This is a genomic window from Mucilaginibacter sp. (genome assembly GCF_964263795.1).
In the GTDB taxonomy this organism is placed as follows: domain Bacteria; phylum Bacteroidota; class Bacteroidia; order Sphingobacteriales; family Sphingobacteriaceae; genus Mucilaginibacter.
Window position 1 is genome coordinate 1 of sequence record NZ_CAXVWK010000017.1, and the last position, 26,421, is coordinate 26,421.

Sequence of the window (26,421 nt, forward strand, 5' to 3'; positions counted from 1 at the left end):
GTAATCGCTTCCCATGCCTTCATCTACAGTGCCGTAGTTCACCAGTATTCCACCGGTACCATCTTCATGCCTGGTAGGCGAGCGGAACACGATAAAATAACATAACGCTATCACCACGGCCAGTATAACAGCCGTTGCAGCAAACGCTTTGGGATAATTGTTATCGTCGATGTAGTTCATTTAAATTCTGTTACCAGTTTTCGGGTTTGCGGTGTGTGTGTTTACAGGGCACAATTAACACAAACCAGGCCACCTAACTTATCCTTTAGGTTCTGTTGCCAGTACCAGTTTAATATTCAGTTTTTGGGCAATGTCCATTATTTGCACCACATCCTGTATGGCTACCGTACGGTCTACATACAACACAATGGTTAATTCTGTCGCCAGTGTTTTGTATTGGGCAAGGGTAGGCTGCAAATCGGAAACGGCCACTTCTTTTTTATCTACAAAGTACTTCAGTTCTTTGGTTACCGATACCGTGATGGTTTTTTTTGATACCGATTGCCCGCTGGATGATTTAGGCAGCATCAGCTTGATAACATTTGGGTTAGTAACGGTAGATGCAATCAAAAAGAACAATAGCAGGAAGAACATGATATCATTCATGGCCGAGGTATGCACCTCTGCCGATGCGCCCCTGTTTTTCTTTCTTAAGTTCATTTGCTCGGCTCCTCTAACAGATCAATAAATTCAATGGCATCGGTTTCCAGTTTAAGAATCACTTTATCGACCATCATATTTAAAATATGGTAGCACACATAAGCGATGATACCCACAAACAGGCCTGCGGCCGATGTAACCATCTTTACGTACAAACCACCCGAGATAACGCCCATGCTGATGTTATCGGTTTTAGAGATATCATAAAAGATCTTGATAACACCGGCAATGGTACCCAGGAAACCAAACATGGGTGCGATACCTGCCACAATGCCAATAATGCCTATGTTTTTTTCAAGTTTGGATACTTCTAGTTTGCCAACATTCTCAATGGCGCCTTCGATATCCTTAATAGGGCGGCCAATGCGCAGCAATCCTTTTTGCAGCATACGGCCCAAAGGCGAATTGATGCTGCGGCAGATAGCCATTGCAGCCTCAACATTGCCGCTTAAAATACTGCTGCGTACCTGTGTCATTAAATGCGACTCGTTTTTAGATGCTTTTTGAATAGTAAAAAACCTTTCGAAAAAGATAACCAAACCCAGCACCGCCAAAATACCAATTGGAACCATTACCCAGCCACCTTTTAGCAGCAGATCGCCAAAGCGCAGTTCTTCCGTTGGTTGGGTAGCTAATTGTTGGGTGGTACGCGCAGCGGTATCTATCAATTTTGCGGTGGTATCGGCAACCTGCAATAATAACATCATCATCTATCTCTTTCTTTTTGGTTTTGTTTAAAACTGAATTATAGTACAAATATTATTTAACGTTGTAAGGTTGTATGTAGATCTCGGCAGGTTTTATTTTGCCGGTGGCTATAATTTTTTGCTGTGCAGCAATGGCATCGGCACGTGTAGTAAAGGTACCAAGAGTAATTTTGCGTTTGCGGCCCGGCACATTATCCAGTACATGTGCACTAAAACCCATTCTCCTGTATTTAGCAATCACCACATTAGCATCAGCAGTAGTGGCGACAGCGCCCCCCAGTATCTCGTACCGCGGCGCTACTGAAGTTGCTTCTTCCTCGGCGGGGAGTTCTACAGGTGCGTTGGCTATTTTTTTGGCAAGTGTATCCGGCTCAGGTACATAAACTTTTTTTCCCTGGTCAAATTTCACAATGTGGATGGTATCATCAGCGCTACCTGCTTTTGTTGAATCACCGTTCATCAGCACCCGTTTGGATTTGACGCCGGGTTGTTTTTTTGGCTGAGCCTTGGCTTTAGGCGTCTCCAGGTCAAAGGCCGATCTATCGTATTTGGTGTATAAAAAATAAACCAGTCCGGCTAACGCTATGGCCAGGCCGATAAAAACAAACAATGTTTTACGACGACGCTGTGCGGTAAGCTCAACCAGGTACTGCTCGTGCTCTAAATCTGTTTCAAACTGCAAGGCTTCGGCTTGTGTCTCTGTAACTGCTTCCGGGGCGCTGATATTTACATCGGCAGGCGTAAATAGGTCATCCAGGGCGTTTGCCGGTTTCTGGCCTAGTTTGTAGACTTGTAAGGCCGGGTAACCAAAAAATTCCGGGTCAGCATCCTGCGCGGTATTTGACCGAAACGCCAGGCGGGTATCGTCCATGTAAAACCAGCCCAGGTTAGCTACAGATACATCGCCCATGGCTACCTGCTGCCATATACCGGCCACATATTTTTCTGTAAAGTATTTGGATGATGCCAGCGAGATATTCTTATTATCGGCAATGTGCTGGGCAAGGGCGTCATCATCAATAAATTGCGGATCGAATTGTACACTATAACTTGGTGGGTAAAACTTTGCCTCCTTATCGTTATAGTAACCGTTTACACGCGTGTGTGCAAAATAACCCAATCCGGGTACGCTTACCTCACCTTGCTGCCCAAGCAGCTCGCTTATAAAATAGCCTACATCCATTCGCTAAAAGTACGGATAATTATAATACATCAAAAAACAGGGTACGCCCTTTGCAACTTTTAGTATTGCACCAGGTGCATATAACGTTGCTTAACCAGCAGGTTTAACAGCAGCCCCTATCAAATCCATATCAACCAATTCTAACGACTTGACCATGTGCTGCACAGTTTCTTTATATTTTTTAAAATGCGGTGTTTCTATATGTAATTTATAGGCAGCCGTATCTGCGTAGATCTCTAATATGGTAATCTGCGATGGGTTGGCTTTGTCAGCCACGGCGTAATAGGTCAACACGCCCGGCTCCAGCTTTACAGCGGTTGTCATCTGCAGTTTTAAAGCAGCATTATAGCTATCGAGTTGCGCAGGGTCTACCTGGATCTTTGCCAATCGTACCATTTGTTTAATTTGCTGCGCCATTGTTTGATTACTAAAACAAATAACAACTATAAGTGCCGGCATTATAAAGCGCAATAATCTTAAGCCTGATGTTTGCATATCTATATCAATATTTATGAGTTGTGGTTAGAAAGCAAAGCCCACGCCGCCGAAAATGTTAAATCCATAGTTTGGATAATATAACCAGGTTTGGCTATTAGCATTAAGGACGTTGTTAGCCTTAACAAATACCGATACCTGTTTGTTCACCTTATAGTTAACGCCACCGCTCAAGTCGGCAAATGAAGCAATTGGGTTTAATTGGGGGCCTGCGCCTGTAGTTACCGGCCGCTCATTGGTACTACCACGGAACAACAAAGAACCTGTTACGTCAACCTTGCTGTTGATATGGATAGCGGTACCAGCCGTCAGTAAAAATTTAGGCAGGTTCCATGGCTGTGCTTCACTGGCTAGTTTGTAGTCCTTGAACTCTATACGGCCAAACAGGTCGAAGGTATCAGTAGCTTTAAAATCAAGCTCACCGTTAAAACCGCTGATAATTGCCTTGCCGTTGTCATATACTACCTGGAATTTGTTAAAAGTATTGGCAAAGTTATTTACGATAAGGGGCAGGTTTTTAACGTCATTGCGAAACACAGACGCCTTAAATGCTAATCCCGGCGCTATGGTGCCTTTTAAACCCACCATCAAATCTAATTGATCTACCGAATTTTTGATCTCAATATTCTCGCCCAGGAACGGGTTGATTTGTGTGAACTCCTGTATTGATGATCGGTTGACATCACCTTTTGCTTCGGCAAATAAACGTAGGTATTTAGGTATCACTTGCAGTTCTAATTTGGCAGCCGGGAAAACAAAAACCCGGTCAGAAAATCCAAACTCTTTGGCAATGTTTATCCCTGCATCTATTTTATAATTATCTCCCTGAAATTTGATGTAAGGATTGGCCCGTACAATGCTATTGCTGTAATCGTACGCTACATCCTTTTGCGTGCTCAGGTCTAGCGAGGCACTCAGGCCGGCATAAAATTGTTTAACAGTTTGATTTAAAAAGCCGCTTAACACGATATTGTTTTCCTTAGCGCTAAACGCATTGTTAAAAATGTATCCCTTTAACTTAACTGCGTAAGTAAAATCGTTCTCTACATCTTTATAGTTCTTGGCTAACTCCGCTTCGGCACCAATAGTGTTGAAGGTTTGCCTGGCCGGGGAAAAACTTGCCGGTGGCGGTACGGTATTATCAAAACCATAAAAATAGGTGCCACGGCGTTTGTAATTGATGCTGCCGCTAATGGTGTTTTCGGCATTTATACTTTTAGCAAAAACGCCTAATTCCTGACGGCTGTCATTCTGTTTATTGTAATCGCTGCCAGATTGTGCCAGGTGTTTTGCATAACCACCAACTTGGAGGGCCGGATCGCGGCCGTTGCCAAAGTAAGCTTCGCCAAAGGTGGTCTTTAAACTACCGGCACCAACTTTAACATAATTATTAAGCTGTAAAGAATCCTGCTCCGCAGGGCGCAGCATCGGGTCTAACGCCTTAATGTTGTTATCCTGCTCCAGCCGTTTATCAATTGGCGCGTAAACCAGCGGTGCTTTAAATGGCGTCTTATCTTCCAGATCGGGGTTGCGGCGGATTTTTACTGCCTCGGCAAGTACCGGTTTGTACGCTGTAGTCACAACAATTTCTTCAGATAAACTGCCTGAATTATTTTGAGTATTGGCACCGCCTTTCCTAGTTGTATCGGCAGTGTTAACTTTTGCGGCAGCATCGCCAAGGGTTTTGGCGTTACTTTTTTGCTGTACCATAGCCGCCTTAGTGATTTTTTTAACAGGCGCAGCAGTGGTTTTTTTAACCGCAGTTTTTTGCGTGGCTTTAGCCGCAGGCTTTTTATCCTTACCCTTTGTTTGCGCCATAACAGGGACAAAGCAAACTACCATTAACAAGGTAAGCAGTGTGAAGGTGTATCTTTGATTCATGTGCTTGTCTTCTTTCTATTGTTCTTTGTTATCCTGTTTAGTTTCTTTAGTTACCGGTTTGGTATCCGGTGTTTTTGCCGGTGCTATAGCGCTCAGCTTTTGCCTGGCTATTCCCAGTATATCATCGTTGCCTGTGTAATTATCTACAATACTTTGCAGCGTTGCCTTGGCCTGGAAATCGTCTTTAAGGGCAACATAGTTATCTGCCAATAAAATGTATGTTTTAGCTACCCAGTAATCGTAATTTGGCAGGTCTTTTACCAGGTCGAAACAGGTTTTTTGAGATGCCTTGTACCTTCTCTTCAGGTACTCAACATAGGCAACGTTATATTTAGCTTCGGCAGCTGCAATTGTTTTGGTGTTTGATACGGTATAATCAAACTCGTTCACGGCTGCTGTGGTATCACCTTTCATGAGGTAGGCCTTACCGGCATAAAGGCCGGTTTTGTATTTATCTTCCTGTGCGGTTTTTTCGTTCTCGCGCACCAGCTTCACATACTTAACCACGTCTTCCGGTTGGTTAATCATCGAATAGCTTGCCAGCAGGTTGTTGATAGCGAAGGTATAATCGGCTTTGTACTCGGAGTTGGTCTCCAACCGTTTTAGAAATACAATAGCATCGTTATATTTCTTTTGTGACATGTACAGTTTAGCCATTGCAATCAGCGATTTCTCCGTATAAGCGCTGGTCCAGTCATTCAGGATCACATTATAATCCACCACTGCCTCGTCATATTTATTAAGGTTCACTAAACTTTGGGCCCGGATGAAGCGTGCTTGTTTTTCATAGATCTGTTTGGCCGGGAACTTATCGAAATAAGCATTAATAGCGTTAACCGTACCCTGCCAATCGTTGCGGAGGTAAAGGTTATTAGCTGCCGCGAACATGATATTTTCCTGATCGGCAGTGGAGTAATTACCTATCGAAGTGGTGTTGGCATAGTTAATAAACGTTTGCGCGTCGCCTTTATCTGTATAGATCTTTTCAATTTGTTTCAGCGCGGTTTTAGCTTCGTCGCTCGAGGAGTAATCCTGTACAACGCGCTTAAAGGCTGCTACGGCTTCATCATCATTGCCGCCGGCGTTGTAATCGATCAAGCCGATGGTGGTAAGGGCTCGTGGGATATAGCTGCTCCGCGGATATTTTTCTATCATGGCCTGAAGGTCTGTTTTTGCCCGTGCACCATCATTTTTCAGGAAGTATGTGTAGGCAATCTCGAACGATGCATCATCTGCATAGTCTGAATTCGGGAACTTTGAAAGCACGCTGTTTAAGGTAGCTATCTTGGTATCAAACGATCCCTGCAAGCCCTGGATAATACCTCGCTGAAACAGAGCGTAATCCTGTCCCTGGCTTTGCTGCGCTATGATCCTGTCGTAATTTTCTAACGCCTTTCCATAGCTTTTCATCACAAAGTAGCTATCGCCCAGGCGGCTTATGGCATCATTAACGGTGTATCTATCTTTATTTTCGCCTTGCAGAAACTTTTCGAAATAACTGGCAGCAGTACGGTAGTCCTCCCCGCCAAAAGCCGCATAAGCCAATGCGTAGTTGGCGTAGTTATAAACATCCGTTTCTTTAGCATCCGGCATGTCCAAAAATTCTTTAAAGTTATCTACCGATTCGGTGTATTTCCGCACTTCGTACATTGACTCGGCCATCCAGTAATAGGTGAGGGCCTGCGTTTTGGTATCGATAGGATACTTTAACGACCGCAGGAAAATTCCTATGGCGTTCTCAAATGCACGCTCGTTGTAAAACTCTAATCCCCGGTAGTACGTAACTTTTTGATAAGCTGCCTGTGCACTCGCCGACTTATTAGGGATAGGCTCCAGTATCTCGACAGCTTCTTTGTAATTACGTGAGTTAAGCAGTTCTTCACCTAAAAGCGTTTTCACTTCGTCCAGGCGACGGGATCGCGGATAGTTTTTTAGATATAAACGGGTGGCATCAAGCGCCTGTGTGTTAAAATCAAGTTCGTAAGAAAGTTTGGCGTATTGATAAAGAGCGTCTTCCTGCAATTGTTTATCAAAATCCAGGCGTGATGCTACCAGGAATGCGTTGCGGGCGCTTTGCTTGTTATTCATTTTCAGAAAAACATCGCCGAGGGTGTAGCTGCCGCTTTGGCTATAGTTATCGTTTTGTGCAATCAATTTTTCGAGCACGGTGGCAGCTTTCCCATAATTACCTACTTTGTAGTAGGCATAACCCATCTGGTAACTGTCCTGTGTGTTTTGGGTAGCGCCGCGGTCGGCATCTTCAAAACGGCTGTAGTATTTTACGGCGTTATCAAAATCATTTTTGGCAAAGTACGATGCACCAATTATTCGCAGCATTTCGGTCTCGTGCTCTTGCCTGGTACTGTTGATGATAGGGATAGCATAGTTAATTACATCGTTATAGCGTTTATCTAAAAAGTAAACCGCCGTGATGTAATATGGATAGCTGTTTTCGTATTTTTTTGAATTTTTAAGTCGTTCAAAATTTACGAGCGCCAACTGGTAATCCTTGTTAAGGTAAGATATGTAAGCGAAGTAGTAAACGGCATCATCGGTAAATGGCGACTTTTTATTTTTTACCTCGGCAAACAAAAGCTGTGCATTTTTATAATCGTTTGTTACAAAATAAGCGTACCCTTTACGGAATTTATATTCCGTGTTTTGCGCGCCGCTCAAATCAACAGCATCTACCTTGTTAAACCAAACCAGGGCTTCCTGAAATTTACCCTGTTTAAAGTATGACCGGCCCACCTGGAAATAGGCCAGCTTTGTAAGCGGATTTTCGGGATGCTCCTTTATAAACCTCAAAAACATACTTTCGGCATCATCGTTACCCAGTTCGAGCGCGCACAATGCCTCATAATATTGTGCGTTTTCTTTCAATAAGCTCAAGTCCGATTCAAATTTCGATTGCTTAGAGGTGTTTAGCCGGGTGCTTTCTACTAATCGGTATTGCTGTGCTGCCGCGGCGAATTTGCCCTTATCTAAAAGCTCGCTGGCAGTTTGGTAAATGTGATTAATGTGGAATGATGGGTTTTGCTGCGCCAGTACCGGGAGGGCCAAAAAGACAGGGGCAAATATTGTGAGGTACTTCAATTTTATCATAAAGCGTGCGGATGATGTGGCTAAAATAGCTAAACGCAAAAATGCAATCCACATTAGTAATTAACAAATGTGGAGAACGCTTTTTTAACGTTGATTATAAACAAGGTGGTATACCTGTGGATAACTTTAACTGCAAATATTTGGGTTTTCGTGTCGATCTATACATTCGGACAGCCTATCATCATTCTGTAAATGAAGCTTTAATAATAAAATATGCAATCCATTTTAACGTTTGGCTTTTAAATAATTCGCCCTCTTGAAACTTAGATTTGCTCTCACTTTAATTATTTCGTTAAATGCTTCTAGTATTTTATGTTCCGGGCACACGTACCCGCCTTCCGAATCCTTAATCGACCTGAAAGGCGATAAATTATTGTATACGCCCAAAGAGTTTTACATTGCCGATATCACAGACGGACGGGCAGATAAGCACAGCATTGGGCATTTGGCGTTAATTGGTGCACAGCCCGGCGAAACCAGTATAAATTTTAAAGGCGGTATAACCGCGGTGAAAAATTTGGTAGACAATAGTTTAACTAAAAACAAAACGCTGCGGCCGGTGACAATTAATATAACAAACTTAAAGGTTACTGAAACGGCTTTGACCGGCGGAAAAGTAAGTGGACGGGTAGTACTTACCGTATCGTATAACCTTCGGCAGGGTGAAGACCTTGTGCATTTGACCGACTATACCGGCAATGCAACTTATCAACGTACGGCCGGGCCGGCCCAGCAAATTGAGCCGTTGGTACGCAGCACTATAAATAACAGCCTTATTTATTTAAATAACTGGATGAATGCAGAGGCCGGTCATAATATAAAACTGGCAAAAGCGGTTAAAATATTTTTTAGTAATTATTCTGAACCCCTTGAAGGCGACACCATCTACTATCACACAAACCGACCTTTAAAGTGGACTGATTTCCAGCGAAAACCGAAACTGACCGGTAATCACGGCGCCGAGATCTTTGCCAGCCTGGGATATGCCGAAAGTGTTGAAGTTATTAATGGAATAGTTCAGGTAAAAATTGCCCTGAAGGTATACGCACCCAAGAGTGCTTGCTGGGTAAGGGACGACGTAAAGGATGCTTACGGCTTAAATCATGAGCAGCGCCATTTTGATATTGTTAAACTGGTAGCGGAGCATTTTAAAAAGGCCATACTTGCAGAAAACCTAACTGTGGCCAATTACGATGGCCCTATAAATATGGCTTATTTTGATGCGTTGCGCGAGATAGACAAACTGCAAAAGCAATATGATGGTGAGACTAACCACAGTATAAACAGTTATCAGCAGCAACTATGGGCAGATAAGATAGATAAAGAATTACAGCAACTTGGTATAAAGCCAACTGGTGTTTAAGCTGCCTCGTTAAGTTGGCTCTTAATTTTATTCAGCAGGTTGTTAATATCAAACGGTTTGGCAATAAAATCGTTAGGTGCACCATCCTGATTGGCAGTATTTGCAATATTATGGCTGGCTGATATCATGATAACCGGGATATTTTGAGTGCTGTTTTCCTTTTTAACAGCCTTGCAAAGCTCACGCCCGTCAAGGTTGCCCAGCATAATATCAAGCAATATAAGGTCAGGATGTCTCTCCCGTATTTTTTCCATTAAATTGTGGCCGTCAGAAAGGGTATCTACCTCATAACCTGAATCTTCAAGTATAAATTGTAATACCTCCAATATATCATTGTCATCATCCACCGCTAAAATCCGTCGCATTTGTCTCTGTTTTAAATATAAAATTGTATCAGCTATTTAGTACAATCACATGTACTATAGTATCTTACCAACACTTGTCAATATTTATACCAAAAAAGTGCAATTAGCCTGATCGTTATCTTTTAAACACCATTACATCTTTATCGCAATGTTCGCAGTTGTATTTTCTGAGAGGTAAAAAGAAGAGAAATGTTTTTACAACGAAGCTTCGGTGCAGTTTTTTGTGAAATAAATTGCCGCAGTTTGGGCAATGGGTTGTTATCGGCTTAAGCTTCTTTTCCAAGTTAATAAGGTTTAAATAATGGCTGGTTGTTGAAAGTATGCTAAAATACTTCACCAAGCATAACTACGTAAGATAGTTGCTTCGAGATTTGCAGAAAATTCCAGTATATGTGCGAAAATTATGAACAAAAAAATCCCGCCCTTAAAGGGCAGGATTTGATATTTTGTAAATAATCTTACTAACTACGACCAAAGGTTGCTTGGGTAAGTACCGTTCTCTACCAGTTCGGATATTGATTTTTGAACGATAGGTTTATCTTCTTTATAAGTAACGCCAAACCATTTTTGTGCCGTTGGGATCACCTTGAACGATGCTGTACCGGTTTTTATCAGTTCATCAGCTACTAACGGGATAAAGAATTCAGCTTTAGGGTTTTCTTTATTAGCAGCAACAAATTGCTTAAACAATTCCAGGCTTTGATCGAACACTGCAGGAGTAAATCCCCAGAAATTCATCGATACACGGGTATCATTAGGAAGCGGGTGCTCGCCTGTCAGATCTTTGTAAGCAACTGAACCATCTTCTTTAAAATAAACTTCAGTGCGCTCGTTAACCTCTGTCATGTTACCGGCCTCATCAACTGCACACACGCCACGCGATACGCTGCCGTAATCTGAAAGGGTTTTATCTATCTGGTAACCTATAATAGCATACTTATCATCAGCAACTTCGGTAGTTAAAAAGTCAGCCATTTTTTTGAACGCATCGTAACCGTAAAAGTCATCGGCATTAATAACGCAGAAAGGCTCATGAACCTGGTTGCGTGCCGCCAAAACAGCATGTGCAGTACCCCACGGCTTGGCCCGTTCAACTTTTTCAGCAATACCAAACGGCTCCAGATCAAAACTCTGAAAAACGTAGTCGGTTTCTATACGGCCTTTTAATTTTGGCTCAAATATGGTTTTGAAATTTTCGGCAAATTCCTCGCGGATAATAAAGGCTACCTTACCGAAACCGGCTTTTATAGCATCATTTATGGAGTAATCGATAATAGTTTCACCATTAGGACCGAAGCCGTCAACCTGTTTCATGCTTCCGTAACGGCTGGCCATACCTGCGGCCAAAATTAGTAGGGTGGGTTTCATTATATTGAGTTTGTCTGCGTTTATTACACAAATTAAGAATAGCCTTAAATGTTTGTTTTTATTTGATATATCTGAAATCCTGACCAGCTTCAATATTCAGCAACGACTCATAGATCAGGCGGATTACATTATCCACATCTTCTTTATGGATCATCTCTACCGTAGTATGCATGTAACGCAACGGTAATGAGATCAATGCCGATGGTACCCCGTCGTTTGAGTAGGCAAACGCATCGGTATCTGTACCCGTGCTGCGGCTTGAAGCCTGGCGCTGAAAGGGTATGCCGGATTTTTGGGCAGACTCTATCAATAATTTATTCAGGTTATTTTGTACTGCCGGCGCATAAGAAATTACCGGTCCTTTACCGCAGGCAAGATCGCCCTGGGTTATCTTGTTGATCATTGGCGTACCGGTATCATGGGTAACATCGGTAACAATCGCCACATTCGGTTTAATGCGATGGGCTATCATCTCGGCACCACGTAAACCAATCTCCTCCTGCACGGCGTTCACAATATAAAGGCCAAAAGGTAGTTTAACGTTGTTCTCTTTTAATAAACGGGCAACCTCGGCTATCATAAAACCACCGGCACGATTATCCAGCGCGCGGCCCACATAATAGCGGTTATTAAGCACCATAAATTCATCCTCATAGGTAATAACGCAACCTACATGGATGCCTAAAGCTTCTACTTCTTCCTTACTGGTACAGCCGCAATCTAAAAAGATGTTCTTGAGGGTAGGGGCTTCTTCCTTTTCGCCGCCTAAGCGGGTGTGGATAGCCGGCCAGCCAAATACCGCTTTAACCATGCCGGTTTCGGTATAAATATTCACCCGTTTAGATGGGGCGATCTGATGATCTGAACCGCCGTTGCGAATCACATAGATCAAACCATCGTTGGTGATGTAGTTGACAAACCACGAGATCTCATCGGCATGCGCTTCTATTACTACCTTATACTCGGCCTGCGGGTTAATTATGCCTACTGCGGTGCCGTAATTATCTGTGTAAAAATCATCGATGTAAGGTTTTAAGTAATCAAGCCACAGCTGCTGGCCTTTCCATTCAAAACCGGTTGGAGAAGGGTTGTTTATATATCTTTCAAAAAATGCGAGCGAGGTTTCATTTACTATAGCAGGTTTTGGGGCTGCTTCGGGTTTCTTTTTAGCCATTTGTTTTATAATAAGGCCGATAGGCCATTAGTGCAAATATAATAAAGCGTACCAAATGATATAAACAGATTTATAACATTAATACCCATGCTTAACATAACCGTGAATATTATTGTTTACTTAATATATACTTAATACGGTTGCCGCAACTTTGCACTGTCTTATAATAATAAGATCAGTTAGTTAAAAGTTAAAAAGTTAGTTATGAAGGATCAGTCGGCGCAAGGCGGACTGATCTTTTATTTTAAGGGCAGATCTTTCTGCATAACAATATATTCAAATCCGTTTCTACTGAATATATCTCCTATTTGTGTAAAGCCCGATTTGGTGTAAAAGCCGGTAGCTGATAAACGTGCATTGCACCAGATGCCGGTGCCGTTTTCACGCTCAACAAACTCCAGTATGTGATTTAACAACTGCTTGCCGATACCCTGGTTTTGTACAGTTTCATTTACGGCGAACTTTCGGAATTGCCAATCGCTTCCGTGCTTAAACAATGACACCACCGCAACAATATAATTATCTTTAAAAGCGGCAAAGTGGTAACCGTAATTATCCTCGTCCATACCCATCTCATTCTTTTGCAGATTAGAGTATAATACATCCCGACGAAGTTGCCAGGTAAGTTCTGGGCGGATTTGTTCGATCTGTAAACTCATACTTACTAATCAACGTTTGATAACGATTTATTGGCTTTTCCGCAGGAAAGCTTACCAGATTTAGTCATCAAAATCAAGATTATGGTTACAATGGTATATTCCCATGTTTTTTCTTGGGGTTATTCACCACTTTATTCTCCAGCATTTTAAAGGCATGGATAAGCTTAATGCGTGTCTCTGCCGGTGGGATAACTTCATCGATAAAGCCGCGTTCGGCAGCGCGGTACGGGTTAGCGAAAATGTCGGCATATTGCTGTTCCTTTTCCCGCCATTTGGCTTCCGGGTCTTCGGCCGATGTTATTTCTCGTTTAAAGATGATCTCGGCAGCACCCTTGGCACCCATTACAGCAATTTCGGCACTTGGCCAGGCATAGTTCATATCGGCACCAATATGTTTAGAATTCATTACATCATAAGCACCTCCGTAGGCTTTGCGGGTTATAACGGTAATCCGTGGGACTGTCGCTTCACAAAAGGCAAACAGAAGTTTTGCACCGTTAGTGATAATAGCATTCCATTCCTGGTCTGTGCCTGGTAAAAAGCCAGGGACATCCTCAAATACGAGCAGAGGGATGTTAAAGCTATCGCAAAAGCGCACAAAGCGTGCGCCCTTGGTTGACGAATGGATATCCAGCACACCGGCTAAAAACGCCGGTTGATTAGCCACAATACCAATACTGCGGCCGGCAAGACGTGCAAATCCAACAACTATATTCTCGGCAAAATCTTTATGTACCTCAAGGAACGATCCGCTGTCGATCACATGCTCTATCACCTCGCGTATATCGTAAGGCTGAGAAACATTTTCAGGCAGGATGTTGGTTAGAGCCGGGCGTTCTTCGTTTGTTACTTCATAAGGCAGCGAAGGGGCTCGGTCTTCACAATTTTGAGGCATGTAGCTCAAAAGCTTTTTAACATGCTGTATGGCATCAATTTCGTTAGCGTATGCAAAATGGGTAACCCCGCTTTTAGTAGCATGCGTATTGGCACCACCCAGCTCTTCTGACGTTACTACCTCATGCGTTACCGTTTTTACAACATTAGGGCCTGTCACAAACATATAGCTGGTATGCTCTACCATCAAAATAAAATCAGTAATAGCCGGCGAATAAACAGCCCCGCCTGCGCAAGGCCCCATAATAGCCGAAATTTGCGGCACCAGCCCGCTGGCCATGGTGTTGCGGTAAAATATATCGGCATAGCCACCCAACGATACCACGCCCTCTTGTATGCGTGCACCGCCAGAATCATTCAGTCCAACCAACGGCGCGCCGTTTTTCATGGCAAGGTCCATTATCTTGCAGATCTTTTCGGCATGTGTTTCTGATAAAGATCCTCCAAAAACGGTAAAATCTTGCGAAAAAACGTAAATGAGGCGACCGTTTACAGTGCCGTAGCCGGTCACCACACCATCGCCGGGGTACTTCTCTTTCTCCATCCCAAAATCGGTTGACCGGTGTGATACCAGCATCCCGATCTCCTGGAATGATCCATTATCCAATAAAAAATGCAGCCGCTCGCGGGCGGTTAATTTCCCTTTTTTGTGCTGACTTTCTATACGCGCCTGGCCGCCGCCCGCTAACGCTTCATCGTTTTTTTGCTGTAATATCTCTAATTTTTTATTCACAAGAACTAAATTTTTGCACTGGGTTAAAAATAGTAATTAAATTGTAAGATTATGTTTAACCATTGTTTGCTTGTGCGGTAGAAACAAATTTTTATATATTTGCAACGCATGAAAACAAGGAAATTTAAAATTTCTGTGACCGTATTATTTATGAGCATCTTTATGTTAAAGATGGCCATATCTCTTGCGCCTGCGTTTTTATGTATGGATAATAAAACCGTTAAAGCTGTGATCTTGCAGCTGGAGAACGAATCTAAAACAGAGAAAGATGATCCTGAAAAGAGTACTTTTAAGGATAAAAAGTCTTTCGACGAAAACTTCAACCACATTATTGCCTATACGGCTTTTGTGACTGAAGAGCGCGTGTTGCACAATTTAGAAAGCGCTATGTTCGCCCCGGTTTATCACCCTGTTGTCCCAACACCACCTCCCAACGCGTAATTTTCTGGCGCCTGGTTTTTAACCGGGCAGTGTAGCTGCATCTGTACATTTTTTATGTATAGTTAGCAATACCGTATGCCTTGCATCTCAAACCAACGGAGAAGATGTTACGCCCCTGTTATCTAAAACTCATTTTTTCTAATTTTTCTTAAATATGCAAATCAAGCAAGGAGGGTTATCTGCGGAGAGCCTTAACCTGAAAAAGTATTTTCTCGCTAAAAATTTAAAGAAGGACCTGCCCGCCGGCCTGGTAGTATTTTTAGTAGCACTACCCCTATGTTTAGGTATTGCGCTGGCCTCTGGCGCACCGCTTTTTTCGGGTATACTGTCCGGCATTATCGGCGGCATTGTAATAGGTACGCTAAGCGGTTCGCAATTAAGTGTAGCCGGTCCGGCTGCCGGGCTTACCGTAATTGTATTAAATGCAATTACCAGCCTGGGCGCCTATGATGTGTTTTTGCTTGCGCTTATTATAGCTGGTGTGTTCCAGGTGATATTAGGGCTGGTTAAGGCCGGTACAATTGCCAACTACTTCCCGTCATCGGTTATCGAGGGGATGCTGGCCGCGATAGGTATCATCCTTATCATGAAGCAATTCCCACATGCTGTAGGTTTCGACCGCGATTTTGAAGGCGACGAAGGGTTTGCACAAACCGATACGAACAACACTTTTTCGGGCATCCTGAGTGCATTAAATAAGATCAATTACGGCGCAGTAATAATAAGCCTGATATCTCTTGCACTGATGATCTATTGGCCAAAATTTAAAAAACTGGCTGCAATACCTGCACCATTAATGGTTGTGGTTATTGGGGTAGTGCTGGCATATGCTTTTGCCGGTACCCCGCTTGCCTTATTGGATAAACAGTTTGTACAAATACCACTGGTACATAGTACAAATGAATTTTTCGGGCTATTTAAATCCCCCAATTTTAGTGCTATAGGCAATAAGCAGGTGTGGATAACAGCGTTCACTATTGCAGTTGTTGCCAGTTTAGAAACCCTGCTTAGCCTGGAAGCTGTAGATAAAATAGATCCGATTAAAAGAATATCGCCTACGAACCGCGAACTTGTTGCTCAGGGGGCTGGCAATTTAGTGAGCGGTTTGCTGGGCGGTTTACCAATGACGGCGGTTATCGTACGGTCATCAGCTAACGTAAACGCGGGGGCGCGTACCAAAATGAGTGCGATTTTCCATGGTTTACTATTGCTGATTTGCCTGCTGGCCATACCGTCATTATTAAACAAGATCCCACTATCCTGCCTGGCGGCGATTCTATTGTCGATAGGGTACAAACTTGCCAAGATATCGCTGTTCAAACACATGTGGCACAAAGGGCTCGATCAGTTTATTCCCTTTGTTATCACTATAGTGGCAGTTGTGTTTACCGACCTTCTTATTGGCGTGGGAATAGGTATGCTTGTAGGTGTCTTTTACATACTGCGCACCAACTTACGCAACCCGTTTTTTTACACTATATCGCCCAACGGAGATAAAAATACGATCAGGATAAAACTGGCAGAGGAGGTATCGTTTCTGAACAAGGCAGCTATACAAATTACCTTAACCGGCCTGCCTAAAGGCAGCGATGTGGTTATTGACGGCTCTGCATCCCGGCACATAGACCCGGATGTGCTGGAGATAATTCATAATTATAAGCACAATGCTTATACCAAAGGCATCATTGTACGGTTAGAGGGTATAAAAGAGCGGTATGATATCCCGCCATTAAAGGATTTGGTTTACAAACCTTAAAAAAATGCTACCCGGTAAGCCGCTTTAAGATGCGAGCTTAGGCAGCAGTTACAGGCACTGGATGGTGCGATACTATCCTTTTACTTCAGTTTTAGTTAATTGATGTTTTAATTCCCCCGGCCGTTTGGTTTATGGCCGGGGTTTTTTAAGAATGCTTTAAACCGTATATATTTAGGTATGTTTAAGAAGCCGTACTAAATCCCCTTACAAATGTTAAGACAACCAAAAGAAAAACGTACGCTAAACCAAAACCTGATGCTGGCGTCGTCTACAGCATTTGTGGCCGGTATTATTGATGTTGTGGGTGTGCTTGCCTTTTTGGCTTTTACATCAAACATTACCGGGCACGTGGCTAATTTGGCAAAGAACATCGTTCAGCAGGATTTTGATTCCATACTGGTATTTGGGCTATGGCTGTTTATGTTCTTGTTTGGGGCGTTTGTATCTAACTTTATTGTAAAGTCGTTACAGCATATTAGTTATTACCGGGCGCACTCGGCACCAATCGTTCTTGAAATTTTGGTGCTAATTTTTATCGCCTTTTACGGTAACAACTTTTATAAAGAATCGACCCAGGAGCGGCAGATCGTAATTGGCGCGCTGCTATTTGCTATGGGCTTGCAAAATAGTTTAGTATCAAACGTATCCGGCGGACTGATCAAATCAACGCACCTTACCGGTTTATTTACCGATTTGGGCAGCGAACTGGCCGACTGGATACACCCACGTACGCGCAAAACTGAGGAAGTGAAAAACAAGATATATGTGCGTTTAACAATTTTGGTGTTTTTTATATTCGGCGGATTTGCGGGCGGCTACTTTTTTAATATTTACGAATTTAAGGTGTTTTACTTTGTACCGGTAATTTTGCTGTCGATCCTTTACTACGATTTACTGCCGCTTGCCTGGTACCGTATAACAAGACTGTTTATAACCGAAAAAAGAACCTTTTCTAAAAACTTATAAAATAAATTTATTATGTGTGCACAAACAACAACCCAGATACACGATACCAGCCATATAAGCTATGAAAGCCTGCTGGAAGGTAACCGAATTTTTGTAGAGGAAAGCCTGCAGGAAGACCCCGAATATTTCAATAAACTGGCTAACGGACAAAAGCCGCCGGTATTGTGGATAGGCTGTGCAGATAGCCGCGTACCTGCAAATCAAATAACACATACTAACCCGGGCGAAATATTTGTACACCGCAACATTGCCAATGTAATTGTACATACAGACATGAACATGCTGAGCGTGTTAGATTACGCTGTAAACGTATTGAAAGTAAAACACGTGATCATAACCGGGCATTATGGCTGCGGCGGCGTTATCGCATCTATGACAAGTAAACAATTTGGTATTATCGATAACTGGTTGCGTAATATTAAAGATGTTTACCGCATACACTCAAAGGAGTTGGACGCCATTGTTGATGACACCCAACGTGCCGACCGGCTGGTAGAGCTTAATGTGATTGAAGGTGTTAGCAACCTATGTAAAACATCTATTGTGCAAAACGCCTGGCAAAACGGCCAGGAACTAAGCGTTCACGGGTGGGTTTACTCCCTTGCTACCGGTATTATAAAAGATATGAAGGTAAGCACTCAAAACAACTCACAGTTGGATGAAGTGTTCAGATTTGATGGGAAATAAGCTCAAAGCTTAATACCAAGCTTAAATAAAAAAGGCGAAAGGTTATCAACCCTTCGCCTTTTTTATTTGATAGTGAATTTAATGTTCCGGTGTCAGGAACGGATACCTGTAATCTTTAGGCGGATCAAAGGTTTCTTTGATCGTTCTTGGTGATACCCAGCGTAACAGGTTGACCATTGAGCCGGCTTTATCGTTAGTGCCCGACCCGCGCGCACCGCCAAATGGTTGCTGGCCCACCACTGCACCCGTAGGTTTGTCATTTACATAGAAGTTACCGGCAGCATTACGCAAACGCTGTGTAGCCTCGGCAATAGCATAACGGTCTTGCGAGATAATAGCGCCTGTTAAAGCGTATATTGAAGTTTTGTCTACAATGTTAAGGATCTCATCCCATTGATCATCCTCGTACACATAAACGGTTAATACCGGGCCAAAAAGCTCTGTACACATGGTTACGTAGTAAGGGTCGTCCACACGAATAACTGTTGGCTCGATAAACCAGCCTTTGGTTTTATCATGGCCGCCACCGGCAATCAGCTCAACACTGTCATCCGCCTTAGCATCATCAATATATTTAGCCAATTTATCAAATGAGACTTCACTGATAACGGCGTTGATAAAGTTCTCAAAATCTTCGGTAGGGCCCATCTTGAAAGTGGCCATCTCGCGCACAACGTGCTCCTTCACCGCAGGCCAAAGGCTTGCAGGGATATACGCGCGCGAAGCTGCCGAACATTTTTGCCCCTGGTATTCAAACGCACCACGTAACAGGGCAACGGCAGTAACATCAGGATTAGCGCTTGGGTGGGCAAGCACAAAATCTTTACCACCGGTTTCGCCTACTATGCGTGGGTATGTTTTGTATTTATGAATGTTAGTACCAATGGTTTTCCATATATTTTGGAAAACCCCTGTAGACCCGGTAAAGTGGATGCCCGCAAAATCGGGGTGGTTAAACACCACATCGCCAACCTCAGGGCCGTCTGCGTAGATCAGGTTGATCACGCCATCCGGTACACCGGCTTCTTTAAAGATCTGCATAACCACGTTAGCCGCATAGATCTGCGTATCGGCAGGTTTCCATACTACTACGTTACCCATCATGGCTGCGCTTGATGGCAGGTTACCTGCAATGGCCGTGAAATTGAATGGTGTAAGCGCAAACACAAAACCTTCCAGCGGGCGCTGCTCTACCCGGTTCCAGATGCCTTTGCCCGATACGGGAGGCTGCTGCTGGTAAATTTCGGTCATATAGCGCACGTTAAAACGCAAAAAGTCAATGAATTCGCAAGCAGCATCAATCTCGGCCTGGTAAGCATTCTTACTTTGGCCCAGCATAGTTGCTGCGTTTATTTTTGCCCGATAAGGGCCGGCAATCAGTTCGGCGGCTTTTAAGAATATGGCGGCGCGCTGCTCCCATGGCAGGTTTTCCCAATCAGCTTTTGCGGCAAGGGCAGCGTCGATAGCGGCGTTAACATGGCTTTTATCACCCCAGTGATAAGTTGCGAGCAGGTGCTGATGATCATGCGGCGGACGGATCTCTCGCAGGGTGCCTGTACGCACTTCCTCGCCGCCAATGTACATCGGTATATCTATCTGTTGGGCACGGCCTTCGGCAAGTGCTGCCTGTAAAGCAGCACGCTCTAAACTACGTGGACCATAGTTTAAAACCGGCTCATTAACAGGTTCAGGGACATTAAAAAATCCTTTTAGCATAGGTTTATAATTTAAAGCTGCAAAGATAGGGGGAAATGTGGAGATGAGCGAATATGCGGATGTGCAAATTGAATTTGTGACGACGGAGTGATCACAATAACTCTTTTAGCACAGGCCAAACCAGTTCAGCTACAACTTTATAACCCGCGGCAGATGGGTGCACCCTGTCCCAAAGGTTAAGGTGCTTTTGACCAGCAACACCTTGCAGCAGGAAGGGCACTAAGGCCATTTGATTTGCTTCGGCAAGCTTACGATATATGCTGTTGAATTGCCCGGCAATCCCGGCCCCTAAAAACAATGGGATCTCCATACCAAGTAGGGCTAGTTTTACGGCGGGGTATTTGGCTTTTACCTGGTTGATAATTAATTGTAAATTTTTTTCGATGGTGGCAGGGGCAATCCCCCGGCGGACATCATTTATCCCCAACTCCAGTACAAATACATCAACAGGCTGATTTAGCCAATAGCTAAGGCGATTTAATCCTCCGGGAGTAGTGTCGCCACTCAGACCGGCATTAGTGACGGTATAGGGCAGATCAAGGGCCTTGATTTTATCGCTGATAAGTGCCGGGAAAGATTCGGTATTAGCGCTGGCCAAACCATAGCCGGCCGTTAAGCTGTCGCCAAAAAATAAGATATTATGCATTACGATTTAACGACGACAAACCGGTGCTTATTTTAAGCATAAGGTAAATCAATGATCCTATAGATCGTCTGTAGACCACATGCCGGGATGATCGCGATAATGTGATATGTTTTCTATCACTTCTTCCACTTCAATTGACGATAGCTCACTTTGGCCGTCGGCGGTGTAAGTAAACACTTTACCCGGGTCTTCAAAAGTGATAAAACCCAGGTAATTTGGGTCCAGCTTTGCTTCCAAGAGCAGTTCGGTTTCCTGACGCAAATTGTTCTCGTCGCCAAAATCGCCATCGGTGTAAATGTTATAAGTATAGGTTAACACCGGGTGCCCGTCAACCTGCGCTTGTGTGTTCGGTATAACTTTAACTGCCCTGTCATTACCGACAGTAAAATAAATAGGTGTCATACTCTAAAATGATATAAGACTACGACAAAATATCCTTTAAATAGTTTGCTGAGTTAATAAATACAGAGCTTTAAAAAAACGCAAATAGTCGCCGTCAAAATTACCGAACGTTATACGGCTATTTGCTGATCTGTTATCGCAGCAGATGTATAGGCCTCGTAAACTAATTGTAGCGCCTTGTCATCCAGATTAATAGCTTGTGCTAACAAAGGCAGTTTAGCAGCGTCGAACGGTTTTTTGCCGGTTTCGATCCGGCTTAGCAAGGCGCGGTCAATATCTAGCTTTCTGGCAAGTATGGCCTGTGAAAGGTTCAGGTCGGTACGGTTCTCTTTAATATATCTCCCAAAATCTGATGGAAGGGATGCGTTTGGTTTAGGCAAACCATTTTGCGCAGGTATATTGCCTTGCAGTGGCACCGCCCGAAAAAATACTTTGAAGTTGGCAAACATCTGATCGAATACATGCTGGTCAATATAGTAAGTGGCCTGAGCCTTTACCGTTTTTACTTTAACAATCCCCAGGGCGCGCAATTCTAAAATATGCTTGTTGATGGTGCTGGCATTAAAGGCCGAGTTGTAAAAGGCTTGCCTTGTTATAGAGTTGCCATTCTCGGCTATCATCCGTAAAATAAAAACCCGTATCGGCAAAGCGATAGCCCGGGCGAAGTGGGCAATTTGGGTATCAATATCACTGATATTTATATGGTAGATACTCATGAAAAGCGAAAGGATAGGAGGTAACAGGTAGAATTGCAGTAAAATAAAAGCGGCTGCCCCAATAAACTAGAGGCAGCCGCTTTTGTATAACCGGGGGTGTAAATTATTTTACAGCACCAGGAGTTGTGTACGGTAAGTTTTGTGGATCAAAGCTAGCCCAACCTGAAGTCCAGTCGGTAGTACCGAAAGCACCTTTGTAAGCAACTTTGTCAAAGAAAGCATCAGTAACTTTAGCGTTAGTAAATGCCGCGCCGGTTAAAGCTACTGAGGTAGATACCTGAGTAAAGTTAGGGATACCGGCTCTGTTTACACCGCTTGTTGTACCTGCTAAATCCGCGCTGAATTTGTAAGGATCAGTGTAGATAGCAGCAGCAAATACATCAGGTAAGAAACTGTTATTGGCAGTTAACAAAGGAGTGATAAGAGCTAAAGTTGCAGTGCTTGATGCTTTGATCTGGTTACTTTTGCTGTTGCTTGCAGCAATGATGTTGTTAGCAAACACAGAAGCGCCAGTAGTGAAATTTGTCGAAGAGTTAGCTGTACTACCTGCTGGTAAAGCGTCATCATAAAATACACCTTCAGTATAACCTGCAATTACAGAGTTAAAGATGCTGATAGATGAGTTACGACGAATTTGAGCACCATGCTGGAAGTTAGCGTTAATGCTTGGGCCTCCTGTAAGGAATTCACGTGGGCCTAATATCGTCATGTTAGAGAACACAGAGCTTGTAATAGGGGTAGCGTTTGTACCGGTAGAGTTGTTATCAGATTCGAAACCATTTGAACCAGATACGTCGGCAGTTGCAGCTAAACGCTGAGCTAAACCAAACTGGATCTTACCAGAGAAACCGTTATCTGTATCAAAATCATCATCCCAGGTATCGATAGCTAATAAGTGTTTAGCGTTTACTGTACCACCAAACCATTCAAATGCATCATCACCAGAACGGTAAACTTCAATGAAATCGATAGTTGTACCAGAACCAACGCTACCAAAAGTTAAACCGTTGATCTCGTTATCAGGGCTCAATGGGATACCAGCGTACTCGATACGTACATATTTCATTGTACCTGAGTTATCTGCAGCATCAGTACCACCGTGTTTGCCTTTATCTGTAGCATCGGAGATACCTTCGATAGCAATAGCAGTACCTGCGTTGTTAGGCGCTTTACCTAAAAGGATAACACCACCCCAGTCGCCTTGTGCACGTGCACCAACAGACTGGTTAGATGTAAACACAATTGGTTTATCAACTGTACCTGTAGCATCTATCTTTGCACCGCGTGTAACGATCAAAGCACCCTTAGTAGCTTTATCACCTTTAATGATAGTACCAGGTTGAATTGTTAATGTTGCATTATTAGTTACAAATATATTACCTTTCAAAAGGTAAATCTTATCTGCTGTCCAGGTAGTGGCTGTGGTAATGTCAGCAGAAACTGTTACCGATGTTGAACCACCTGTACCTGGATCAACGATGGGACCCGTACCTGGATCAACTGTGTTTTTTGAGCAGCTGGTAGCCAAGATGCTTAGACCAAGTGCAGCGAATAATAAAATTTTTTTCATTTTTAAGTTTGATTTTACTTTGCAAAGTAACGGTTGCACCTTGTACTTAAGGTTAGCAACAGTTTATGTGTATGTTAAATAAAGTTGCTTAATGTTAATTTTATATTAATACTATAGCGTGTAAGTAAACGATACGGTGTAAGTTGAACCCTGTTTGAAGCTGCTTTGTGTGTAATCGCCCGCATCGTACTTTTTATTATTATTTTGGTCATAATAGAAAGCAATACGCTGGTTAAGGATATCACCGGCATTCAGCTTAAACTCGCCTTTGCCTTTAAATGCTTTAACACCCAATTGCGCATCAATAACGCTGCGCGGAACTTCGTATACGTTTGCATACTGGCCACCTGCGGCAATACTTAACCTTTGGCCTACACGGTTAAATAAGGCGTTAAATGTTAAGTTATTATTAAAGAAGGCGTGCTGCAAACCTGCGTTGATTACATATGGGGACTGGCCAATTAAAGGGCGCTCGCCAAACTTAAGGTTCAAACCAGAGTTTAGCGGGTTACGCGCTACCGATTTGGCAACTGCAACGTTTGCATAAGCAGTGGTGTTTTTTAAGAAGTCGGTTGGTTTAATAAAATCAAGCGATTTACGGATCTCCAACTCAGCACCATATACATTAGCGTAGTCGCTGTTAAAGTAGCGGATAGTACGTGTAGAGGTTGCATCATCGTTAAACGCCTCGATAGCATTATTGAATTTTTTGTAGAAACCTGATACCGAGAAGATTTGGCCTGCAGATGGAAATAACTCGAAACGAACGTCGAAGTTATCGATGTTGGTACGTTTCAGGTTAGGCGTACCCTGCTGGAAAGCAAGCAGCTCGTAATCATAATATGATGACGTTGCCAGTTCCCTGAATTCAGGCCTTGCCAAAGTGCGTGAGTAGGATGCACGCAGGTTGATCTTATCTGTAAGGTTATAGGTAAGGTTGGCCGATGGTAACACATCGGTATAGTTTTGATGAACTTTATCTGACGGGTTGCTAAAAGTAACCGGTGTTACGTTTACGTTGAATTGCTCTACACGTGCACCCCAAACCAAACGCAGTTTTTCGGTAAGCTTGTTATCAAGCATTAAGTAAGCCGAATTAGTAAACGAATTGGCGTTGTAAGAATCGGAAGGAATGTTGCTAATCTCTTCCAGATCATAAGCACCCGCGTCGATCAGATCTCTTGCAAACAGCGTGTTAAGCGGGCGCCTTGCAATTGCGTTGGCCCTGTCCGGGTCATTAAGTATCTGCTGGCTAAACAACGGGCCTATGAAACGCACGTTGTAGGTCCTGTCGCGGTATAAGCTTAAAAGCCCTGCTTTTAAAGTTGACTGCGTAAACATTTTAATTGGTGTGCTAAAGTTTACACCACCCGAGTAGGAGTTTTCGTTCAGCTTACCAAACAGTGTAGAGTTTTCTTTAGTAAGCGATGAAAGTACTGCCTGGTAAGGGTTGGTAGTACCCGATGCACGGGTTAAAAGTGCTTTACGCTGATCTGGCTGATCGTTAAGTACGTTACCATAGCTTAGCTCCCAGTTTATCTTAGCACCTTTTTCGCCAATTGGGTGGTTACCCTCCAAGGTCGATTTCAAAAGCGCTTTTTGCTGTAAATCGAATGCGTAATAGTTTACATCAAAACCTGAGTTATTGTTACCGGTACGGCCCAGGTATTGGTCGTCAAATATCCTGTTATAAACGTTTTTGAAAGTGATCTTATTTTTACCAAAGGTGTAACCCAAGTTTAATAAGGCACCTACACTTGTGCTGAATTTATAAGCGTCGTCGGTATAATTATAACCATAAAAATCACGCTTGATATCGCTGTAAATGTTTTGCTGATTACGGTAAGTAAGCGCAAGGATAGCCCCAAAACGGTTACCTGTTTTTTCGCTGTCTTTAACACGACCAATCGATAACTGGTAGTTTTGTATTGGCAACGCAGTATTTACGTACCTGTTCCAGTCGTTTGGCAAAGCACGCAGCATGCTTAAGTTTTGCTGTGGCGATAAGCCGTTTGCAACCTGTGCAGATGATGCAAATCCGTTTGGTAACTGGCGGCTGCCATTGTCAAAACCCAGGTAATCTGTAGCATTGCGGGGGCCGCTTATGAAATCTTTAAATGTTGATGCAGTGTTGTAACCTTCGCTGATACCAAAAGAGATAAAGTTTTGATCAGGAAGGTCTTTTGTTGAGATGTGGATTATACCACCGGCAAAATCGCCCGGTTGATCAGGAGTTGCAGTTTTGGTGATTGTTAAACCCTCAACCAGGTTAGACGGTACGATATCGAATGAAAATGCTTTACGGTTGTTTTCGGTACTTGGCAGTGATGCCCCATCAAGCATGGCAGTGTTGTAACGGTCACTTAAACCACGGATAACCACAAATTTGTTATCCTGAATGGTAGCACCGCTTACACGTTTTAATACGTCGGCAGTGTTTCTGTCTGGCGAGCGTTTGATCACCTCAGACGAGATACCATCAGATATCGATACAGCGTTCTTTTGAACAGCGTATAACGATGCTACAGATGCCTGCCGGTAAGTAGAGCGTACTACAACCTCTTTTAAAGCGTTTGTAGTAGCCGCTGCCATTGCAATATCCAGGTTTGTTACATCGCCGGCTTTAACAATTACATCCGATACCAGTTTGGCCTGGTAGCCAATGTAGCGCACTTCGATAGTGTATTTACCCGGTGCAATGCCACCTAAGAGGTATTTACCTTCTACATCCGTGGCCACGCCTTTGGTAGTACCCGAAATGCTGACGGTTGCACCAATAAGTGTTTCGCTGCTTTTTGAATCGATCACTTTACCACCAATTTTACCAGTGGTTTGCGCAAAAGCCTGCAGCGTAAATAATGAGATGATACTTAAAAGTAATGCTGATAATAGTTTTTTCACGTGATTTCGTTTAATCAGTGCAAAGCTATTATC

At 43.3% G+C, this 26,421-nt stretch carries 22 protein-coding genes and 1 pseudogene; 5 read left to right on the forward strand and 18 right to left on the reverse strand.

The features are described 5' to 3' along the window. The 7 genes and pseudogenes from ACE5CV_RS02870 to ACE5CV_RS02900 all read right to left on the reverse strand — a co-directional run. Window positions 1-180, reverse strand: a pseudogene (locus ACE5CV_RS02870) (energy transducer TonB); the annotation flags it as partial. 78 nt (window positions 181-258) lie between these two features. Next, window positions 259-660: an ExbD/TolR family protein gene (locus ACE5CV_RS02875; RefSeq protein ID WP_374948648.1), complete on the reverse strand. Its 402-nt coding sequence runs from the start codon at window positions 658-660 to the stop codon at window positions 259-261. Then, the gene (locus ACE5CV_RS02880) at window positions 657-1,367 is read right to left on the reverse strand and encodes a MotA/TolQ/ExbB proton channel family protein (RefSeq protein ID WP_374948702.1); all 711 of its coding nucleotides are present in this window, start codon (window positions 1,365-1,367) and stop codon (window positions 657-659) included. The genes ACE5CV_RS02875 and ACE5CV_RS02880 overlap by 4 nt, the downstream gene beginning before the upstream one ends. A gap of 52 nt (window positions 1,368-1,419) precedes the next feature. After that, a complete protein-coding gene (locus ACE5CV_RS02885) occupies window positions 1,420-2,550 on the reverse strand; it encodes a hypothetical protein (RefSeq protein WP_374948649.1) in 1,131 nt (376 codons plus the stop codon). Window positions 2,551-2,640: 90 nt separating this feature from the next. Beyond that, window positions 2,641-2,967 carry a putative quinol monooxygenase gene (locus tag ACE5CV_RS02890; RefSeq protein WP_374948650.1) on the reverse strand — a complete coding sequence of 109 codons (327 nt, stop codon included), beginning with the start codon at window positions 2,965-2,967 and terminating at the stop codon, window positions 2,641-2,643. A gap of 105 nt (window positions 2,968-3,072) precedes the next feature. After that, a complete protein-coding gene (locus ACE5CV_RS02895; protein ID WP_374948651.1) occupies window positions 3,073-4,926 on the reverse strand; it encodes a hypothetical protein in 1,854 nt (617 codons plus the stop codon). 15 nt (window positions 4,927-4,941) lie between these two features. After that, the gene (locus tag ACE5CV_RS02900) at window positions 4,942-8,031 is read right to left on the reverse strand and encodes a tetratricopeptide repeat protein (protein WP_374948652.1); all 3,090 of its coding nucleotides are present in this window, start codon (window positions 8,029-8,031) and stop codon (window positions 4,942-4,944) included. A gap of 373 nt (window positions 8,032-8,404) precedes the next feature. Here ACE5CV_RS02900 and ACE5CV_RS02905 point away from each other — a divergent pair, with 373 nt between their 5' ends. After that, the gene (locus tag ACE5CV_RS02905; protein WP_374948653.1) at window positions 8,405-9,394 is read left to right on the forward strand and encodes a hypothetical protein; all 990 of its coding nucleotides are present in this window, start codon (window positions 8,405-8,407) and stop codon (window positions 9,392-9,394) included. Here ACE5CV_RS02905 and ACE5CV_RS02910 read toward each other — a convergent pair. From ACE5CV_RS02910 to ACE5CV_RS02930, 5 genes are all read right to left on the reverse strand, one after another. Beyond that, a complete protein-coding gene (locus tag ACE5CV_RS02910) occupies window positions 9,391-9,759 on the reverse strand; it encodes a PleD family two-component system response regulator (RefSeq protein WP_374948654.1) in 369 nt (122 codons plus the stop codon). The genes ACE5CV_RS02905 and ACE5CV_RS02910 overlap by 4 nt on opposite strands. Window positions 9,760-10,224: 465 nt before the next feature. Beyond that, window positions 10,225-11,127, reverse strand: coding sequence for an NDP-sugar synthase (locus tag ACE5CV_RS02915; protein WP_374948655.1), 903 nt, complete (start codon window positions 11,125-11,127; stop codon window positions 10,225-10,227). A gap of 58 nt (window positions 11,128-11,185) precedes the next feature. Then, entirely contained in the window at window positions 11,186-12,301 is a 1,116-nt protein-coding gene (locus ACE5CV_RS02920; protein ID WP_374948656.1) for a M42 family metallopeptidase, read from the reverse strand. 239 nt (window positions 12,302-12,540) lie between these two features. After that, window positions 12,541-12,960, reverse strand: coding sequence for a GNAT family N-acetyltransferase (locus ACE5CV_RS02925; RefSeq protein ID WP_374948657.1), 420 nt, complete (start codon window positions 12,958-12,960; stop codon window positions 12,541-12,543). 85 nt (window positions 12,961-13,045) lie between these two features. Further along, window positions 13,046-14,587: an acyl-CoA carboxylase subunit beta gene (locus tag ACE5CV_RS02930; RefSeq protein WP_374948658.1), complete on the reverse strand. Its 1,542-nt coding sequence runs from the start codon at window positions 14,585-14,587 to the stop codon at window positions 13,046-13,048. A gap of 108 nt (window positions 14,588-14,695) precedes the next feature. Between ACE5CV_RS02930 and ACE5CV_RS02935 the strand changes: the two genes are divergently transcribed. The 4 genes from ACE5CV_RS02935 (at window position 14,696) to ACE5CV_RS02950 (ending at window position 18,437) form a co-directional block, all read left to right on the forward strand. After that, a complete protein-coding gene (locus tag ACE5CV_RS02935) occupies window positions 14,696-15,028 on the forward strand; it encodes a hypothetical protein (RefSeq protein WP_374948659.1) in 333 nt (110 codons plus the stop codon). Window positions 15,029-15,182: 154 nt separating this feature from the next. Beyond that, window positions 15,183-16,784 carry a SulP family inorganic anion transporter gene (locus tag ACE5CV_RS02940; protein ID WP_374948660.1) on the forward strand — a complete coding sequence of 534 codons (1,602 nt, stop codon included), beginning with the start codon at window positions 15,183-15,185 and terminating at the stop codon, window positions 16,782-16,784. Between the two features lie 210 nt (window positions 16,785-16,994). Further along, complete coding sequence (locus ACE5CV_RS02945) at window positions 16,995-17,750, forward strand: YoaK family protein (RefSeq protein ID WP_374948661.1); 756 nt, start codon at window positions 16,995-16,997, stop codon at window positions 17,748-17,750. A 12-nt stretch (window positions 17,751-17,762) separates the two neighbouring features. Then, the gene (locus ACE5CV_RS02950) at window positions 17,763-18,437 is read left to right on the forward strand and encodes a carbonic anhydrase (protein WP_374948662.1); all 675 of its coding nucleotides are present in this window, start codon (window positions 17,763-17,765) and stop codon (window positions 18,435-18,437) included. Between the two features lie 78 nt (window positions 18,438-18,515). On the opposite strand, the gene pruA is transcribed toward ACE5CV_RS02950, so the two are convergent. From pruA to ACE5CV_RS02980, 6 genes are all read right to left on the reverse strand, one after another. Next, window positions 18,516-20,153 carry an L-glutamate gamma-semialdehyde dehydrogenase gene (pruA, locus tag ACE5CV_RS02955; protein WP_374948663.1) on the reverse strand — a complete coding sequence of 546 codons (1,638 nt, stop codon included), beginning with the start codon at window positions 20,151-20,153 and terminating at the stop codon, window positions 18,516-18,518. Window positions 20,154-20,244: 91 nt separating this feature from the next. Further along, on the reverse strand, window positions 20,245-20,799 hold the full coding sequence (locus tag ACE5CV_RS02960; RefSeq protein ID WP_374948664.1) for an arylesterase: 555 nt from the start codon (window positions 20,797-20,799) through the stop codon (window positions 20,245-20,247). 57 nt (window positions 20,800-20,856) lie between these two features. Continuing rightward, entirely contained in the window at window positions 20,857-21,201 is a 345-nt protein-coding gene (locus ACE5CV_RS02965; protein ID WP_374948665.1) for a hypothetical protein, read from the reverse strand. 110 nt (window positions 21,202-21,311) lie between these two features. Next, a complete protein-coding gene (locus ACE5CV_RS02970; protein ID WP_374948666.1) occupies window positions 21,312-21,917 on the reverse strand; it encodes a helix-turn-helix domain-containing protein in 606 nt (201 codons plus the stop codon). A gap of 103 nt (window positions 21,918-22,020) precedes the next feature. After that, window positions 22,021-23,487, reverse strand: coding sequence for a hypothetical protein (locus tag ACE5CV_RS02975; protein WP_374948667.1), 1,467 nt, complete (start codon window positions 23,485-23,487; stop codon window positions 22,021-22,023). Between the two features lie 111 nt (window positions 23,488-23,598). After that, a complete protein-coding gene (locus ACE5CV_RS02980) occupies window positions 23,599-26,388 on the reverse strand; it encodes a TonB-dependent receptor domain-containing protein (protein ID WP_374948668.1) in 2,790 nt (929 codons plus the stop codon). Between the last annotated feature and the right edge of the window lie 33 nt (window positions 26,389-26,421).